This window comes from Occallatibacter riparius (genome assembly GCF_025264625.1).
In the GTDB taxonomy this organism is placed as follows: domain Bacteria; phylum Acidobacteriota; class Terriglobia; order Terriglobales; family Acidobacteriaceae; genus Telmatobacter; species Telmatobacter riparius.
In genome coordinates, this window is the sequence record NZ_CP093313.1 from 5,484,319 (window position 1) to 5,502,126 (window position 17,808).

Annotated in this window: 12 protein-coding genes; 5 read left to right on the forward strand and 7 right to left on the reverse strand. The window is 60.8% G+C overall.

Annotation, left to right across the window (positions count from 1 at the left end; genetic code table 11):
* Window positions 1-53 precede the first annotated feature (53 nt).
* The 5 genes from MOP44_RS22435 (at window position 54) to glmM (ending at window position 7,141) form a co-directional block, all read left to right on the forward strand.
* Window positions 54-3,503, forward strand: a complete 3,450-nt coding sequence (locus tag MOP44_RS22435; RefSeq protein WP_260792638.1) for a PAS domain S-box protein — start codon at window positions 54-56, stop codon at window positions 3,501-3,503.
* A gap of 104 nt (window positions 3,504-3,607) precedes the next feature.
* On the forward strand, window positions 3,608-3,982 hold the full coding sequence (locus MOP44_RS22440) for a response regulator (protein WP_260792639.1): 375 nt from the start codon (window positions 3,608-3,610) through the stop codon (window positions 3,980-3,982).
* A gap of 7 nt (window positions 3,983-3,989) precedes the next feature.
* Window positions 3,990-4,322, forward strand: coding sequence for an Hpt domain-containing protein (locus tag MOP44_RS22445; protein WP_260792640.1), 333 nt, complete (start codon window positions 3,990-3,992; stop codon window positions 4,320-4,322).
* Between the two features lie 63 nt (window positions 4,323-4,385).
* Window positions 4,386-5,783, forward strand: a complete 1,398-nt coding sequence (gene xseA, locus MOP44_RS22450) for an exodeoxyribonuclease VII large subunit (RefSeq protein ID WP_260792641.1) — start codon at window positions 4,386-4,388, stop codon at window positions 5,781-5,783.
* On the forward strand, window positions 5,780-7,141 hold the full coding sequence (gene glmM, locus MOP44_RS22455) for a phosphoglucosamine mutase (protein WP_260792642.1): 1,362 nt from the start codon (window positions 5,780-5,782) through the stop codon (window positions 7,139-7,141). Before xseA ends, glmM begins: the two co-directional genes overlap by 4 nt.
* Here the strand turns inward: glmM and MOP44_RS22460 are convergent.
* The 7 genes from MOP44_RS22460 to MOP44_RS22490 all read right to left on the reverse strand — a co-directional run bounded on the left by MOP44_RS22460 (window position 7,138) and on the right by MOP44_RS22490 (window position 17,763).
* Entirely contained in the window at window positions 7,138-8,022 is an 885-nt protein-coding gene (locus tag MOP44_RS22460) for an aldo/keto reductase (RefSeq protein ID WP_260792643.1), read from the reverse strand. The genes glmM and MOP44_RS22460 overlap by 4 nt on opposite strands.
* 64 nt (window positions 8,023-8,086) lie before the next feature.
* Window positions 8,087-10,783, reverse strand: coding sequence for a DNA polymerase I (polA, locus tag MOP44_RS22465; RefSeq protein ID WP_260792644.1), 2,697 nt, complete (start codon window positions 10,781-10,783; stop codon window positions 8,087-8,089).
* Between the two features lie 32 nt (window positions 10,784-10,815).
* A complete protein-coding gene (gene queA, locus MOP44_RS22470; RefSeq protein ID WP_260796692.1) occupies window positions 10,816-11,883 on the reverse strand; it encodes a tRNA preQ1(34) S-adenosylmethionine ribosyltransferase-isomerase QueA in 1,068 nt (355 codons plus the stop codon).
* A 17-nt stretch (window positions 11,884-11,900) separates the two neighbouring features.
* Window positions 11,901-12,596 (reverse strand): lysophospholipid acyltransferase family protein, encoded by a 696-nt coding sequence (locus MOP44_RS22475; RefSeq protein WP_260792645.1) that lies wholly within the window; start codon window positions 12,594-12,596, stop codon window positions 11,901-11,903.
* Window positions 12,597-12,623: 27 nt separating this feature from the next.
* Window positions 12,624-13,868: an ABC transporter permease gene (locus tag MOP44_RS22480; protein ID WP_260792646.1), complete on the reverse strand. Its 1,245-nt coding sequence runs from the start codon at window positions 13,866-13,868 to the stop codon at window positions 12,624-12,626.
* A complete protein-coding gene (locus MOP44_RS22485) occupies window positions 13,861-14,763 on the reverse strand; it encodes an ABC transporter ATP-binding protein (RefSeq protein ID WP_260792647.1) in 903 nt (300 codons plus the stop codon). Before MOP44_RS22485 ends, MOP44_RS22480 begins: the two co-directional genes overlap by 8 nt.
* A 162-nt stretch (window positions 14,764-14,925) precedes the next feature.
* Window positions 14,926-17,763: a bifunctional YncE family protein/alkaline phosphatase family protein gene (locus MOP44_RS22490; RefSeq protein ID WP_260792648.1), complete on the reverse strand. Its 2,838-nt coding sequence runs from the start codon at window positions 17,761-17,763 to the stop codon at window positions 14,926-14,928.
* Window positions 17,764-17,808: the final 45 nt, after the last annotated feature.

Sequence of the window (17,808 nt, forward strand, 5' to 3'; positions counted from 1 at the left end):
GTGCCGCGCAATGAACGCGGTGCGCATGTTTGTTGCGACCTTCAAGGAGAGGCATGCGGGACGTAAACATCGGCGACAATGGCGCCCTCCCCCCTCGAGGGGGGAACACCAAGGTGCCATCTCCTTCCGTCAGCAGAGCGCTATCTATTACTGCGCTGGCGCTGGTTGTTCTGTCTGCGTTGGGGCATCTGATTCTGGAGTCCTACAGCCTGCTGTTCCCGATCCTTCTCGATGTGGCGGCTATCGTCTTTATCGGGATCTGGGCAGTGCTGGCGTGGAGAGAGCTTTATCCCCGGGCGCAGGATCCTGCGCTCAAGGACATCTTCGAATCAGCCGGGCCGATGGTGATTGCGATCGGCCTGGACGGCTCAATCAGCCATATGAATCCGGCTTCCGAGCGGATGCTCGGCTACTACGCCTCAGAGCTTGTCGGCACGCCCAGGACAGGCGAGATTCTGGCGGAGGGCGAAGGCCCGCGACTGATTGGGGAGTTACAGCGGCTGAGCGGCGTTGAACCGAATCCTGAGCTTTCCGGACCGCAGCGCTTGAGCGTGCTGATGGATACGGTGCGGAACCTGCCGCCCAGCCAGGTGCCGAGCTTCGAAGCCAACTTCCGGCGCAAGGACGGCACGCTGCTGCCGGTTACCGTGCACCTGTCGGCGCTGCGCGACGAACAAGGCACAACGAAGGGGCTGGTTGTAGTGGCGCTCGACATTGCGGCGACGCTGCGCCAGGAACAGGCAGCGCGCGAATCGCAGGAGCGCTATCGCGATCTATTCGAAAACTCGACGGAGATGATCGCCACACTGGACCCGAAGGGCAAGTTCCTCTACGCGAACCCGGCGTGGCGGCGGTGCTTCGGCCTTACGCATTCGGCGCTCATGGCGCTTGACTCGTTCGTGGAGTTGTTCGGACCGGACAGCCGCGATGAAGTCGCAAGCCTCTTCCACCGATCGGTCGAAGGCGACGTGATCGACCGGGCGCAGTTGCGCAACCACACCGTTGACGGGCGCGTTCTCGATTTCGAACTGAGTCTGAGCCAGCGGCAGAAGGCCGGGCATCCGCTCGCCGTACGGTGCCTGCTGCGCGACGTAACGCAGCAGAAGCAGCGGGAACACCGCCTGGCGTTGCAACTTGTAGTGAGCCAGATTGTGGGAGAGAACGCGTCGCCTGAGATCGCCTCGATGCGCATCCTGGAAGCTGTCTGCGTCTCGCAGGGCTGGGATGTCGCGGTGAAATGGCAGGTGAGTTCCGACCAGAGCTGGCTGGATTTTTCTACTGCCTGGGGAACGCCGGGATCCAATGCAGAGGCGATCATTCAGAAGAGCGCGGGGCATAAGATGAAATCCGGCGAGGACTTGCCGGGACGTGCATGGAAAGAAGGCCGGCCGGTCTGGATCGTGGACCTTGCCAACAGGCGTTCCGGTGTACGCACCAACCTTGTGGTGGATCACGAGATGGTGTCCGGCTGGGCCGTTCCGGTGCGGGTGGGCAGCAAGACATTGGCGGTGCTCGAGTTCTACTCCCATCGGCGCCTGCGCGAAGATCCGGAGGCACTGGCCGCGGTGGAAACGGTCGCTTCATCACTCGGTCAAATGCTGGCGCGTTCGCAGGAGCGCGGCCGCGCTGAGGAACTCTCGCGGCAGCAGGAGATCCTGCTGGACTCGGTGGCAGACGGCATCTGCGGCATGGACCGCTATGGGAACGTGAGCTTCGCAAATCCTGCGGCGGCGCGCTTGCTCTCGGCGCCGGCTTCGCACTTGACGGGGCAGTCGATCCACGACCTTCTGCACGGGTCCGCACCCGAGCTCAGGAAATGCAGCGATGACTGCGCCCTGAAACGCGCGACGGAACGCCAGGTGGCCTGCGCAGGCGACGACACGCTCTTCCGTGCGAATGGCACGTCGTTCCCCGCTGAGTACTTCTTCACGCCCATCCATGAGCAGGGGCGATATTCGGGATCGGTGCTGAGCTTCCGCGACATTAGCCAGCGCTACGCTCTGGACCGGCTGAAGGATGAATTTATCTCCACGGTAAGCCACGAGTTGCGGACGCCACTCACGTCCATCCGCGGGGCGCTGGGGCTGCTGTCGTCGGGGATTCTGGGGAATATCAGCGACAAAGCTGCAAACCTGCTGCGCATCGCGGTGACCAACTCCGACCGGCTGGTGCGCCTGATCAACGACATCCTCGACCTTGAACGCATCCAGAGCGGCAAGGAGCCGATCACTTTCCGGCCCCTGCAACTCAGCGACGTGGTGCGGCAGGCCATCGACGGCATGCAGCCTGTGGCGGACGCCGCCGGCGTGCAACTACTGCACGATACCACGCAGGCTGAGATTTCCGGGGATCCTGACCGGCTGCTGCAGGTGCTGACCAATCTGCTTTCGAATGCCGTGAAGTTCTCCACAAACGGCTCGACGGTTTCAGTGATGATGCGGCCTGGCGCCGCCGGCGTTACGCTCTCCGTGATCGACCAGGGACGTGGGATCCCGGCCGACAAGCTGGAGGCTGTCTTCGGGCGATTCCAGCAGGTGGACGCGTCGGACTCACGGCAGAAAGGCGGCAGCGGGCTAGGCCTGGCGATCTGCCGCACGATCGTTCAGCAGCACGCCGGCCGCATATGGGCGGAGCGCAACCCGGTGCGCGGCTCCACCTTCCGGGTCTTCCTGCCATATCGGCCAGAAACGCTGGCCGCTGCGCAGGTCGCCGCGCCGTTAGACCAGGGAACCGTGCTGGTAGCGGACTCAAACCGGCTGACTCGGCCAATGATTGCAGAGCAACTCGCCCGGCACGGATATCGCGTGGTCGAGACGACGACCGTGGAGCAGACCGTCGCTGCCGCCCGGGAGGGTGTCGAGGCTATCCTGGTCGACACCTCGCTCGACGGAATCAACGGTTGGGAAATCCTGCCCTTGCTGCGGCACGGCGATCCGAAGCGGCGCACCCCTATTGTTCTGCTGAGCCTCGCGAACCAGAGCCGGGCAGAACTGCCGGCCGAAGCCGAAGGCGTGCTGACCAAGCCGGTAGAGGAAGATACCCTTCTGGCTGAACTTGCGCGCGTGTTGTGCGGTCCCGCCGAGAGAGTCCGCATGCTGATTGTGGAAGACGACGCGGACCTGTCGCGGGTGATTGCAGCCGTGTTTGCCCGGGAGATGATCGAAGTACGCGTTGCTTACACGCGACAAGCTGCGCTGGATGAGTGTTTCCGATACCAGCCTCACATCATGGTTCTGGATATCGGCCTGCCCGACGGCGATGGCTTCAACGTGGTGGATGCGCTGCGGCAGCGCGAGGAACTGGCACACATGCCCCTGGTGGTCTACTCCGGCCGCGATTTGGCGGCAGAGGAACGGCGGCAGCTCACTCTGGGACCCACCCAGTTTCTTACCAAAGCGAGGGTCCAGCCGCAACAACTTGAGGCTCTGGTCTTGACGTTGCTGCATAATTCGCGTCAGATGGATGCAGACTCCCCGATTGTTTCCGCCGACCGGACTTTTTAGCCGGGTGGCCGTGTTGCCGATTCCCTCCTCCCGCGCGTATACCACGCCGGAGCGGAAACCCGATGCGACTGCGGAATGGCGAGCAACGGTGAGTGGGAGAGTTCATGGCGCATCGCATTCTGATCATTGACGATGAAGACGATATACGCGAAGTAGCGGCACTGAGCCTGGAAACCGTTGCCGGCTGGGATGTTGCAGTTGCCAGTTCGGGCGCCCAAGGTCTGGTTCGCGCAGCCGAATACAATCCTGACGCCATCCTTCTCGATGTCATGATGCCGGGCATGGACGGCCCGTCGACCTTCCGCGAATTGCGAAAAAACCCGATCACGGCGAATATTCCGGTTCTGCTGTTGACCGCCAAGGTCCAAAGCACGGACCAGCGCCGATTCGCGGACCTGGGAGTGAACGCCGTCCTCTTCAAGCCCTTTGATCCGCTCACTCTTCCTTCGCAGATCGCAGGCGTCCTGGGCTGGAACTGACGCGGACATGGGAACCGGGCCACAACCGCAGATCGCCGAAGCTCTCAAGCTGCTGTGGCTGAAGTTTCTGCCGCAGATGCAGGAACGCGTGGCCGTTCTGGAAGGAGCGAGCAGCGCGCTGCAGGCCGGGGCTCTATCCGATGGGCAGCGATCGGCCGCGGGAGCGGCGGCGCACAAACTGGCGGGAGTGCTAGGGACGTTCGGACTGACTGAGGGCACGAGCCTGGCGCGTGAAGCCGAACAGATGTTCACGGCTGATGACCTTCTCGACTCTGCTGCGGCGGTGCGCATCGCGGCGATTACAAATCAGCTCGCAGATCTGATCCGGACCCATCGATAGCTCAAGTTGTAGCGCCGGTGTCCACACTGGCACCAGCTGCCCGAACCTTTACACTTTGAGAGGATGAACCGGCCGGCGCAGCTCGACTTCACCTTTGAGGCCCAGGTACCGGTGCGCCGCATCTGGCCGGTGCATGAACTTGTCGGGCAGATCCGCGAGTTCGTCGAACAGCGGTACACAGACGTCTGGGTCGAAGGCGAGATATCCAATTTCCGTCCCGCACCTTCGGGGCACATCTACTTCACCCTGAAGGATGCGGACGCGCAGCTTCCCGTGGTCCTCTTCCGGCGGCAGGCGCTGTTGTTGCGGTTTCGTCCGGAAGACGGCCTGCACGTGCTCGTCCGCGGGAAGGTAAGCATCTACGATCAGCGCGGGCAGATGCAGCTTGTCGCGGAGACCATGGAGCCGGTAGGCGCCGGATCGCTGCAGCTTGCGTTTGAGCAGTTGAAGGAGCGGCTGAAGACCGAGGGCCTCTTCGACTCGGCGCGCAAGCGTCCACTGCCGCCATTTCCGCGCACCGTGGGCATCGTCACATCCCCAACGGGCGCCGTAATTCGGGACTTCCTCAATATCGTGAGTCGCCGTCATTCAGGCCTCAATGTGCTGCTGTGTGCAGCGTCTGTGCAGGGCGAATCGGCAAGCGCGGAAATTGTGAGCGCCATTGAGTGCCTGAACTCATCCGCGATGGTGGATGTCATCGTCGTTGCGCGCGGCGGAGGATCGCTCGAAGATCTCGCCGCGTTCAACAGCGAGCGTGTGGCGCGGGCTATCGCGGCATCGAAACTGCCCGTAGTATCTGCTGTTGGTCACGAGACCGACTTCACCATTGCGGATTTTGTTGCCGACCTGCGCGCACCTACGCCCTCGGCTGCCGCTGAACTCATCACAGAGGCGCAGCATCGTATTGCCGAGCACATGGCAGGACTGAACTCGCGTCTCGATCGCGCAGCGCGATTCCAGCTCCTCCAAGCCCGGCAAAGGCTCACGCGCGTGCCCGCAGCGCGCACAGAGTCGCGCATCATGACTACGCTCCACAGGCTTGAGCAACGCCTCGATGACACCAACCTGCGCATGCAAGCCAACGTGAACTGGCAAATCCGCGAACGCCAGCGCCATGTTGCCGAGCTCAGCGCGAGCGTGCTTCGGCACGATCCGCGCCAGCAACTGGCGCATGCGCGGCAGCACTTCACCGCAGGCGCCACGCGCATGGAAAATGCAATGCGCCGCACACTTCACGAGCAGCACGCGCGCTTGAACTCGCTTCACGCCCGGCTGCGGTCGCTCTCGCCGCTCGCTGTTCTCGAACGTGGCTACGCGCTTGTGCTTGACCGCAAGGGCGCGCTGATTCGTTCGATGAAGCAGGTGCAGCCGGGCAATATATTCACCACGCGCCTGAGCGACGGCGCATTCACCAGCCGCGTGGAAGACGCGGCACCTAGACAGGAAACCGAGAAGGCATGAGTACAACTGCACGCAAGCTGTTTGGTACGGATGGAATTCGCGGTATCGCGGGAGAAGCGCCGCTGGACGCAAAGACAATCTTCGCCACAGGGCTGGCGCTGGGCCATTCGGTCTCAAGCATCGCCGCGGAACGGCGCGTCATCCTGGGCCGCGATACGCGCGAGTCAAGCCCGTGGATTGCGGCTACGCTTGCTGCCGGCCTGCGCGAAGCGGGCGTCGCAGTGGAGAGTGCGGGAGTCATCACCACGCCCGCTGTCGCCTTCCTCGCGCGCACACACGGATACGCTGCCGGGGTCGTCATTTCGGCATCACACAATCCCTGGCGCGATAACGGCATCAAGCTCTTCGGCGCCAACGGATACAAACTGCCTGACTCCGTCGAACTCATGATGGAAGATGAGATTCTGCGGCACGCGAACCTGGCCACTGCGCCCGATCCCGCAACGCTTCCAACGATTGCAGACAACGAGAACCTGCAGCAGGACTACATAGAGTTTCTTATCCAGTGCGTGCCGGGGCTAAACCTCGACGGCCTGAAGATTGTTGCTGACTGCGCGAATGGCGCGGCCGCTGCTGTTGCTCCAGAACTGTTCCACCGCCTCGGCGGCGAAGTTACGCTGCTGAACATTTCTCCCGACGGCCGCAATATCAATGCGGGCTGCGGCGCGCTTCATCCTGAATGGGTTGCAGCGGAAGTGCAGAAGCGAGGCGCCGACGTTGGCGTGACCTTCGACGGCGATGCTGATCGCTGCATGCTTGCAGGGCCGCGCGGAAACGTGATCAACGGCGACGCCATTCTGCTGATGGCTGCCCGCGATTTGAAAGCCAGGGGCATGCTGACGGGTGACGTTGCGGTGGCAACGACGATGTCGAACATGGGACTTGAGGCGGCGCTCAAGCGCTCCGGCATCGGCATGATGCGCGCTCCAGTGGGCGATCGCTACGTGCTCGAAATGATGCAGCAGCACGACGCTGCGCTTGGCGGCGAGCAGTCCGGCCACATCCTCTTCCCTCACCTGGCAACCACCGGCGACGGCCTGCTCACCGCACTAGTGGTGCTCGACTTGGTTGCACGCTCCGGCAAAAGTGTCGACGAACTCACCGCGGATCTTAAGGTCTTTCCGCAGGTGATCGTCAATGTAAAGGTCCGAGAGAAGAAGCCGCTTGAATCGATCCCTGTTGTGGCCGCGCGCATCAAAGCCGCCGAGCAGGAGCTGAAGGATTCAGGCCGCGTGGTGATTCGCTACTCGGGCACAGAAGCGCTGGCACGCGTGATGATCGAAGCCGAAGATGAAGGCGCGATGCGCCGGCATGCGGATGCGATCGCTGACGCGATTCGGGAAGAGCTGGGAATCTAACCCCGCAGGCTCTTCGCGTCGTGTGCAACAGAGGCTAACTCGTCATATACATTCTGTGGCAGTTGAAGACTCGCTGCCGCGATGTTCTCCTCAACGTGCGCGATCTTCGAAGTGCCGGGAATCGGCAGCATGTTCTTCGCGCGCTTCAACAGCCAGGCGAGGCCCACCTGCATCGGCGTTGCATTCAAGGCCCGTGCCGCCTTGTCCAGTGCGTCGTTTGCAAACCGCACTTGCCCAAGCGGCGCCCAAGGCATGAAGCCTATGTTGTGCTGTTCGCAATAATCGACAACAAAGTCCCACTCGCGATCGGCAAAGCTGTAGCGGTTCTGCACGCTGGCGATGGGTACGATGCGCCGCGCACGCTCGATGTATTCGAGCGCAACGTTCGAGAGCGCGACGTGCCGGATCTTTCCCTCTTCGCGCAACCGGGCGAGAGTCTCCATCGATGCATCGAACGACACGGCCGGATCGGGAATATGAAGCTGATACACATCGATGCGCTCGAGTCGCAGGCACTTGAGGCTTCCTTCAAGAGCCTTCTGCAGATGCGCAGGACTGGCGTTGTGTCCCCATTGCCCCGGCCCAAAACGCTCCCATCCTGCCTTCGTCGCAATCACGATCCCGGCAGGATACGGGTGCAGCGCTTCAGCGATCAACTCCTCTGAGACGTACGGGCCGTATGAGTCGGCCGTATCAATGAGGTTGACGCCTAGCTCGACAGCCCGGCGCAGCGTGGCAAGCACCGCGGCCTTGTCTTCCGGCGGACCCCAGACACCTTTGCCAACGATGCGCATGGCGCCATAGCCAAGGCGATTGACGACCAGATCGCCGCCCAGCTGAAACGTTCCGGCAGCTGCAGCATTGGTTTGCAGAACACTCATGCGGATCTCCATGAATCGAACGAAATGATCGGCCTGAACTCGGGCCCGGAATCAGATGCAGAAATCAAAGGTCGCGCCAGTTGGGACCGAAACCGAGATCCGCAACCAGCGGCACGTTGAGTTTCACCACGCCTTCCATCTCCGCGCGGACAAGCTCTTCGACTTCTTCCTTCTCGTCGGCAGGAACTTCGAAGAGAAGTTCGTCGTGCACCTGCAGCACCATGCGCGTCTTCAGCTTGCGGTCGGTGATCTTCGCATCAAGCGCGATCATGGCCAGTTTGATCAGGTCCGCGGCGGTGCCCTGGAGCGGCGTGTTGACCGCGGTGCGTTCTGCAAAGCCGCGCTGATTGGGATTGCGACTCTCGATGTCAGGAATGGGACGCACACGCCCGAAGAGCGTGCGCACGCTGCCTGTGCGGCGAGTCTCCGCAAGCGTCTTTTCAATAAAGGCCTGTACGCCCTGGTAGCGCGCAAAATAGCGTTCGATGTAAGCGCGCGCCTCGGCTTGAGCAATGCCGAGTTGGGCAGCCAGTCCAAACGGGGAGATGCCGTAGACAATGCCGAAATTCACAGCCTTGGCACGGGCGCGTGTCTCCTTGTCCATCGATTCAACCGGAACGCCAAAGACTTCGCTCGCCGTGAGAGTGTGAATGTCTTCCCCAGTCTGGTAGGCACGCACCAGCAGCGGATCGTTGCTGAAGTGTGCCAGCAGGCGCAGTTCTATCTGCGAATAGTCCGCCGAGAGAAGCTCCGAGCCTGGCGCCGCGGTAAATGCCGCACGGATCTCGCGACCCAGCTCCGTACGAATAGGAATGTTCTGCAGGTTCGGATTGATGGACGACAACCGGCCGGTGGATGTTGCCGCGGCTTGGAACGTGGTGTGCACGCGCGAGTCAGCATCGGCCATCAGCGGCAACTGGTCGATGTAGGTCGACTTGAGCTTTGATACGTGGCGATACTCGAGCACGAGGCGCGGTACTTCGTGCTTCTCCGCCAGTTGCTCCAGCACATCCTGCGCGGTCGAAATCGTCTTGCCCTTGCCGTACTTCACCGGCGCGGGCAGGCCCATGTGCGTAAAGAGCACCACGCCAAGTTGCTTGGGCGAATTGATATTGAATCGCTGCCCAGCAAGTTCGTAGATGCGCTCACCAAGGCGCTCGATCTCGGCGCCGAAGCGCGTGGATAGCGTGCTGAGCACCCGTTTGTCGATGCGCACTCCGGCCTCTTCCATGCGATACAACACCGGCGCGAGCGGCAGATCGATCGTGTCGTAAACCTTGGCCACATCAGACTCTTCGGCATGCGTACGCAACGCGGGGGCAAGCGCATTCACGATTGCCGCCGCCGACGTGAGCGATGCCGGTGGGGCGTGTCCATTGCGAGCCGCGACATCTGCAAGCGATTGCGTTGTGTGCGTGGGGTTCAACGCATAGGAGAGCAGCATTACATCGTCTATCGCGCCGTGAAGCTTAGCACCCTGCGGACGCAGTGCGTGCATCGCGGCTTTCATATCATGCACACGCTTCGGAACCTGCGAGTCTCCAAGAAGGCTGCGAAGTTCGTCGTTAAGTTGAAGCGCGAGCGCCACGCCGGGCTCGGCGCAGACGCCGATACTGCAATCAGCCTGCTTCTCCGCCGCTTCAGCGACATCAAGCAACGACATCGTTGTGGGCTGGGCCGGCTCTTCGTCCGACTCGGCAGCAGGCGCGGGCTGTGCTGCATCCATCGCGAAAGCGAACCCGCTCGCACGCGCCGTGCTGAAGAATGCGGCCCGCTGCTCTGCGGTGGGACTCTCGATAAGCTCGAACTTGACGGCGCTTTCAGCTGGAGCAAGTTCCTTGAGCCATGACGTAAACTCGAGCTCCGTAAACAGCTCGCGGCAGCCTTCGAGATCGGGCTCCTGCGTCACCATCGCAGTAAGATCCAGCTGCAGCGGAACATTGCAGTCGATGGTCACGAGTTCCTTCGAAAGCAGAACGGCGTCGCGATTGTGCTGTAACGATTCGCGATAGGTCTTGCGCTTGACCTCCTCGGCACGATCGAGAACGGCTTCGAGGCTGCCAAATTCCTTAATGAGATCGACGCTGCCCTTGTCGCCGATGCCGGGCGCGCCGGGGATGTTGTCGATGGTGTCGCCGCGTAGAGCCATCACGTCGATCACCTTGGAGGGCGGCACGCCGAGGACTTCCTCCACCTTCGCGGCATCGAGAACGAGATTGTCCTTTTGGGGATTGAGGACCTTCACGCGCTCGTTGACGAGCTGCATCATATCCTTGTCGCCGGAGACGATGTAGACATCGTGTCCCTGCTCGGCGGCCCGGCACGAAAGCGTGCCGATCACGTCATCGGCCTCAAATCCCTCAGCTTCAAGGATCGGAATGCGGAACACCTCAAGCGAGCGGCGAATGAATGGTATCTGCCGGACGAGGTCTTCGGGCATCGCTTCGCGCTTGGCCTTGTAGCCCTCGTAGCCAACCTCTTCGAAGCATTGCGTCTTCGAGTTCCACTTGCGCAGCGAGCCAATCTCTTTGGCGCGATCGTCGCGAAACACTTTTCCGCTTACATCGAAGACCGCTGCAAAGTAGTGCGGGGAAAAATCCTGGCGGAGCTTCCTGATCATGTTCACGAACACGTAGGTCGCGGCGGTGGGCAGCCCGGAGCGCGTGGACATGGGCCGCGAGCGCTGCATGGCGTGATACGCGCGGAAGATGAAATTCATTGTGTCGAGGAGGAAGACGGGAGGCTTAGCTTGATCAGGCACGGATTGAGTTTAGCAGTGGACCCCGCTGCCGATCAGGCAATGAACATGCAGTCGCCGTAGCTGAAGAAGCGATAGCGATTCTCGACAGCATGCTTATACGCGGCCAGCACGCGTTCGCGGCCGGCGAAGGCGCTCACTAGCATGAGCAGGCTCGATTGCGGCAAATGGAAATTCGTGAGCAGTCCCTGCACCAGGAGAAACTGGTAGCCGGGCGAAATGAAGATTTCGGTTGTGCCGGAGTGGGGTTGGAGAGGCGCCCCGGCGGCCTCGCGCGCACAGTGTTCCAAGGTGCGCACCACCGTGGTGCCCACGGCGACTATGCGGCGTCCTTCCAAAACGGCGCGATTCACTGCATCGGCTGCAGCCGCGCTGAGCGTGTACCGCTCCTGATGCAGGTGGACTTCATCTACGCGATCCACACGCAAGGGTGCAAACGTGCCCAAGCCCACATGCAGCGTAACGCGTGCAATCTCGACGCCGCTCGCCTTCAGCGCATCCAGAATCTGCGGAGTGAAATGCAAACCGGCCGTCGGCGCCGCCACAGAGCCTCGCTCCTGCGAGTAGACCGTCTGGTAGCGCTCGCGATCGGCAACTGCATCGTCGCGATGGATGTAAGGCGGCAGCGGAATGTGACCGATGCGCTCAAGCGCGGCATAGAAGTCATCCACAGGCTCGAACTGAAGAAGGCGATCGCCGAACTCGCCGCGCTCCAGAACCTCAGCCTTCAGTTCAATCTCACCCGCTGCGTTGGGAAACACGAGAATTTCCCCAATGGCGACTTTGCGGCCGGGCCGGACCAGCGCGTGCCAGCGGTTGTCGCCGGCAGCCTCGGTGAGCATGACCTCAATGCGGCCAGTAGGCTGTTCCTTTTCGCGGCGAAGCGTGCGCAGCGCATAAAGCCGCGCCGGAATAACGCGGCTATCATTCAGCACCAGCAGATCGCCTGCGCGCAACTGCGACGGCAAGTCCGCGAACGTCGAACCGCGCACCGAGCCCGTGGCGCGATCCATCACAAGCATCCTGCTCGCCCCGCGCTCCGCCGGAGGCTGCTGTGCAATCAAGTCCTCAGGCAGATGAAAATCGAAATCGCTTACGAGCAGATCGCGGTTCTGTTCGCTCATGACGACACCTGGCCAAGGTGCTGGAGCGCCAGCACGCGAGCGCGCTCAATTGCGGCGGTGAGTTCCTGCCGTTTCGGCTCCAGTTGATCGGCTGCGATGTCCGCAGGAACCGTAACGCCCTTCGCCCAGCTGACGATGATGCGCGTAAACGGGCGCGGCACCAAAAAGCGGTCCCACGAATTCATGGCCCACGCGCGCTCGGGCTGCAGGTGAAACACATCGATCGGAACGCCGGTCAGTTGCGCGAGCTTGATCGGCCCCATCTTGGTTTCGTAGATGGGTCCGCGCGGGCCGTCGGCGGTGAAGATTGCGGTGCGGCCGTTTTCAATAATGCGCTTGAGGCCCATCAGTCCTTCGCGCCCTGCACGCGAGCTCGAACCGCGCACGGCATCGAATCCAAACAGGCGCAGGATCCGCGTTATCAGCTCGCCATCGAAGCTGCGGCTTATGAGGATGATGGCGCGGCTCCAGCGGAAGTAGAAGGTGCAGGGCAAGACGCACTGGTGCCAGAAACAGTAAATCTGCGGCGGCACCTTTTGACCCGGCGGGATCGGCGCAGCGCCATCTTCCGCGATGAGCTCGAAGCGCCATGTTAGTCCAACGATCCACAGCAGCGCCCACATAATGCGCGGCACCACGGCCAGCACAATGCGCTGCGTGAAGGTGAACCTTGGACTCTCTTGCTCGGGCACTCTTCGATTTTAGCTGTCGAGCCGCGGTCAGCTATAGCGCAGCCACCGCACAAGCTCCGGAAGCGTTGCCCGCTTACCATACATCAGAATGCCAACGCGATAGAGCCGCGCTGATACCCATAGCACCAGCCATACGCTGAGAGCCATAAGCCCGATGGAGACGCCGAACTGCCATGCTGGTGGCATTTCCGAGCCCATGCGCAACATCATAATGATGGGGGCGGTAGCCGGGAACAGCGAAGCCAGAACAGACCAGATGGAATTGGGATCGTTGATCACCAGCCAGATGAGTGAGAAGCTCAGCCACATTGGCAATGCGGCTAACGGTGTATACATTTGCAGTTCCTGCTCGGTCTCGCAGGAGGAGGCCAGTCCTGCGAACAGCGAGGCATAGAGCAGGTACCCCAACAGGAAGTAGACAATAAACAGGGTGGCCTCAGTCACCGACAAGTGAACCGTGAGTTGGCCTGAAACCATCGCACGAGCAGTCACAACCGATAGGATGGCCGCTCCTGCCACGACCCAGATGGCAATCTGCGTCAGTCCAACGGCACCCACGCCAATGAGCTTGCCGGCAAGGAGATCGCTGGGCCTGGCGGTCGCAAGCATCACCTCAAAGATGCGCGAGGTCTTCTCCTGGATTATCGATCTGGCCACATTCATTCCGTAGATCATGGTGGTCATGGAGAGCAGAAGAGCCATGATGTAGCCCTTCAGGTAGGCAATCATCCCGCTGCTCTTCACTTCCCTGCCTTGCTTATCGACCTGAAGAGTCTCCACGGAGACATCTTTCAGTAACACGTCAATCTCAGACCGGTTCATGCCGCGAGCTGCCAGACGCTGAAGCGCGAGAGCATGATTCAGCGCAGCCGACAGGCGGCTGGTGATCACGATGTCCCCAGAGGACTGAGAGGTATACGTGGCCTTGGTGGATCCATCGGCGGTCCCTATCCACAGCATGCCGTCCAGTTCTTTCGACTGAATCTTCTGCAGGAGCTGAGCGCGATCGGCAGGCGCGGCCGGCGCAACCACATCCGCAACGGTTTTGGCATCCTTGTCTTTCAACATCTCGTCGCGTACCGCATTGGCCAAATTCGCCGAAGGAGCAGCAATGACGATATGCTTTCCGATGCCTGAGTTCATGCCGGAAAGAATGGCGATCACAAAGATTGCGGCGAAGAGAACCGGCACCAGGATCGTCGTAATGCGGAAGGCACGGCCACGGATCTGCTCGAGGTATTCGCGCCTAGCGACGAGCATTAGATTACGCATCGACTTTGCCTCCCACCGTCTGGATGAATATCTCTTCGAGAGACGGTTCCACGAGTTCAAAACGATAGATTGTGGCCATCGATGCCGCCTCGAGCAGCAGTTTCTGCGCCTTGCCGTGAGGGTGCAGGCGGATCTCCGCATGACCGGAGAAGTTCTTGTAACCGGCGATCTCCGCGCTTTTCAGGAACGACGCATCTCCTTCGAACTCGACGATGACTCGGTTGCGCTCATAACGTGATTTGATTTCGCGCATCTTGCCCGAGAGAACGACCTGTCCCTGGTTGATGAGGCAGATTGTGTCGCAGAGCTTCTCCACCTGGTCCATGCGATGCGTGGAGAAGATGACCGCTTTGCCCTGATCCTTCAGCTCAATCAGGGTGCGTTCCAGCAGCGTGGCGTTCACCGGGTCGAGCCCGGAGAAAGGTTCATCCATCACGATCAGCCCGGGATCATGCATCAGCGATGAGATGAACTGGATCTTCTGCTGCATGCCCTTGGACAGCTCTTCGGTCTTCTTCTGCAGTGACTCGGCGATCTCGAGCCGGTGCGCCCAATCCGTGGCTCTCTTGCGCGCCTCGTGTGCAGTGAGCCCGTGCAGTTCGCCAAAGAAGACGAGCTGATCAAGTACCTTCATCTTCTTGTAGAGACCGCGTTCTTCTGGCAGGTATCCCACGCGCTCAAGGCTCTTGCGCTCAAAGGGCTTGCCAAAGAGACTCACGGCGCCCGAGTCCGGCATCGTAATGCCCATCATCATGCGGATCGAGCTGGTTTTACCCGCGCCATTGGGGCCGAGCAGCCCGAACATCTGCCCGGCTTCAATGGAAAGGCTAAGGTTGTTGACTGCGATCTTGCTTTGATAGGCCTTGGTGACACCGGTAAGTTCTACGACCGACATGAATTCTCCGGCACTGTTTAGCGCGAATATATGGGGGAAGCGCCTGCACAGTGTAGCAGAGGGTCAAAACCGCTGTGACCTCATGCTATCGGTACGCAAGTAATTCGCTTCGCGTTCCCAAAGATAGAACCGGATTTCACGTACGGACCCAGTAACTGTCGCTTAGTCGTCGTCATCCGTCCTGGACGCGCTCTTCGTCCGGACCTTCAGAATCGCGGGAACCGGCTTGTCTCCCATTGCATCGCGCCAGAGAATGACGTTCAGCTTCTGCGTGTCGGCATGATCAGCGTGCCTGAAGTCCATCTTCATGCTGTCCTGCGCGCCGGGGGCGGTCTTCTTGTTGGCGGTATAGATGAGGCCGTTGTCGCGATTCGATGTGTCGGCCGTGTATGCCGGCTGGTCGCCTGGCCCGGTAAATAGCGATGAAATCATCGAGCTGAGCGCGTCGTTGTTGTTCATCGGCGGCAGCCCCAGCACGGTTTCCATGGTGCGGATCATGCTTACCGTCGAATAGAAGCGGCTGTCGACAAACGCCGCGCCTTCTGTCCCGTGCGGCGCATACTTGCTCACTACCAGCCCGATGCTGCGATGCGCATCTACGTGATCAGCGCCATTCTGCGCGTCGTCTTCGAGGATGAAGAATGCGGTGTCATCCCAGAACGGCGAATGCGAGATCGCTTCGACCGCCCGCCCGACCGCGAGGTCGTTATCCGCAACGGACGCCTTCGGGGTGGGACCACCGGGCCGTGTGCCTGCTGTGTGATCGTTGCCGAGGCGCATCAGTACGAAGTTGGGCATCGTGTCGCGGCCCTGCTGCTTGTCGGCAATCCACTGCTTGAGATGACGCTCGAAGATGTCTACACGAATCTGGTCAGGCACGAACAATTCGAAGTCCGGAGCCTCCTTGGCAAAGTGTCCCACCAGCTCAGGCTTCGTCGCGGTGTTCGACGCAATCAGCGGAATGGCCCAAGGCCACTTGTTCACTCCCCCGCCCCACTCTTCTGGAATCGCCTCACCCGGCGCTATCGATTTCTTCGCGCACGGCTGGCTCGCCATCATCGGCCCCTGTTGCGGATTTGCAGGCGGATGCGCAACCACAGCGTCCGTGCAAAAGATCGTCGAGATGTATTCGCCAAAGTGGTAGTAGCTCTTGTGATGCGCGGCTAGATTCGTCCACAGATATCCGCTGGCAGGCTCGTTGACGTCGGCGATCTTCTGCATCAGCGGATACCCGTTTGCAACTGCGCCTTCAAAGTCGTAGGTGCGCTCGCTGCCGCGATAGGCCTGTTGCCACGTCTTTTCCAGGTAGTCTGTGCCGATGGCCGCGTTCGACCACACGTGTCCGTCACCCGACACTTCGCCCGAGTCGAAGAAGTTATCCAGCACCCCGAACTGCAGCGCCAGCCTGTGCATGTTCGGCGTGGTCGACGTTCCGTACATCGTCAGGCTCGCGTCGCCGTTGCCTATGCGTTGGCCGTTCTGCTCCAGATCGCCGAGAATCTGATCGTAGGTGCGGTTCTCCTTGATGATGTAGATGACATGCTTGATGGGATTCGGCTTGCCGCTAGCAAATGCAATCTTCTCCTCGGCCGCTTTCATGCGATTCGCTTCGAGAACCGTGGCCGTATATTGCGGCAGGTTCGTTTCGATGTCCGCGGGATCGAGCACGGCCAACGAGCCATAGAGCAATGTAGCAATGTAGGTGCTCGGCGACTGGCGGCCTTGTCCGTCGGCCGTTTGGCGTTGTGGCATGTTATTCGCTGTCGTTCCCTTCCCCTTGTCCGTTGCGACGTAGAGCTTGCCGCGCGTGAATGCCATCGAAAACGGCATCCACTCCGTCGGCACAAATCCAACGGGTTCCGCCATGCCGCGTTTCGACGACTTCGCCGTCAGCTTTGCCGTATCGATTACCGCCACCGCATCGCTAGCCATGTTCGCAACGTAGAGCCGCCGGCCGCTCGCATCCAGAGCAAGCGCCAGAGGCTCCGCGCCAAAGTAACTCTGCCCGGGCAAACGCGCGTCGAAGAACCCCTTCAGCCTAAGGGCGCGGCCCGCGACGTTCAGCGCGGCCACTGCATCGCGATTCGCCAGCGCCACATAAAGCGTCTTTCCATCTTTTGAGAACTGGAACGCGCACGGGTGCGATCCGGGCCGGACAGGATCATCGGGCTTCAGCAACGTGAGTTTCTTCTGGATCGCGAGCTTCGTCAGATCAAGTTGAACAATCTCCGACGCATTCCACAACGCGACATACGCTCGCTTGCCATCCGGCGCAACAGCGAGGGCGATTGGATAGGTTCCAGGTACCGCATCACTCTCTGAGAGATCGAAGCGCTTCTCGACGTTGCCGCTCGCCGCATCCACAACCAGCACATCGTCTGACAGGTTCCCTGCCACAAGGAGCTTCTCCCCCGACCCGGAAGCAGCCCCAAACACCGCAATGGCGGCCGGAAACGGAATGGCCTGGTCGCCATCCTTTTCACCGATGAGCCGCGTGGTTCGCCCCACAGCCAGCTTTTCCAGCTTCAGAGGGATGAACCGCTCTGGCATAACCTCGCCGTTCGCAAACGAATACACCACCACACCATTGCCCGTGTCACCCTTGCGCTCTCCGTTGGGATCGGAGAGGGACCCCATGCTCGCATAGAGATGTTTGCCGTCACCGCTGAACGCGAGCCCCGAGTAGAGCGTCTGCTTGCCCCCGTGAAGTGCAGTGCGATCTTCCGGGAAATCCGCCAGTTTGCCGCTCTCCGTGTCGAACACCGCCAAAGACTGCGAGTAGTTCGACTCGAACGTACCGTAGCCGTCGTTCACCGTAACGACGTAGCGGCCGTCCGGCGAAACAGTCATCGAAACTGGCTCCGCATTCAACCGCTGCGGGTTGCCGGGTGTCGGCGATAGCTGCTTGCTGGTGGGCAGATCGGTCATCTGCGCGGCGACCACTGCAGCGCTCAAGAGCGCTGACGAAGCTACGAGGGCGAGAGGGAGTATCCGGGCCATGCCCTCCAACGTAACAAACCTCGCTGCCACTCGGCGTTACATATC

Excerpts from the sequence above, each read along its gene's own strand:
- MOP44_RS22435 (WP_260792638.1), top strand. The coding sequence starts at position 54 with ATGCGGGACGTAAACATCGGCGACAATGGCGCCCTCCCCCCTCGAGGG.
- MOP44_RS22440 (WP_260792639.1), top strand. The coding sequence starts at position 3,608 with ATGGCGCATCGCATTCTGATCATTGACGATGAAGACGATATACGCGAA.
- MOP44_RS22445 (WP_260792640.1), top strand. The coding sequence starts at position 3,990 with ATGGGAACCGGGCCACAACCGCAGATCGCCGAAGCTCTCAAGCTGCTG.
- xseA (WP_260792641.1), top strand. The coding sequence starts at position 4,386 with ATGAACCGGCCGGCGCAGCTCGACTTCACCTTTGAGGCCCAGGTACCG.
- glmM (WP_260792642.1), top strand. The coding sequence starts at position 5,780 with ATGAGTACAACTGCACGCAAGCTGTTTGGTACGGATGGAATTCGCGGT.
- MOP44_RS22460 (WP_260792643.1), bottom strand. The coding sequence starts at position 8,022 with ATGAGTGTTCTGCAAACCAATGCTGCAGCTGCCGGAACGTTTCAGCTG.
- MOP44_RS22480 (WP_260792646.1), bottom strand. The coding sequence starts at position 13,868 with ATGCGTAATCTAATGCTCGTCGCTAGGCGCGAATACCTCGAGCAGATC.
- MOP44_RS22485 (WP_260792647.1), bottom strand. The coding sequence starts at position 14,763 with ATGTCGGTCGTAGAACTTACCGGTGTCACCAAGGCCTATCAAAGCAAG.
- MOP44_RS22490 (WP_260792648.1), bottom strand. The coding sequence starts at position 17,763 with ATGGCCCGGATACTCCCTCTCGCCCTCGTAGCTTCGTCAGCGCTCTTG.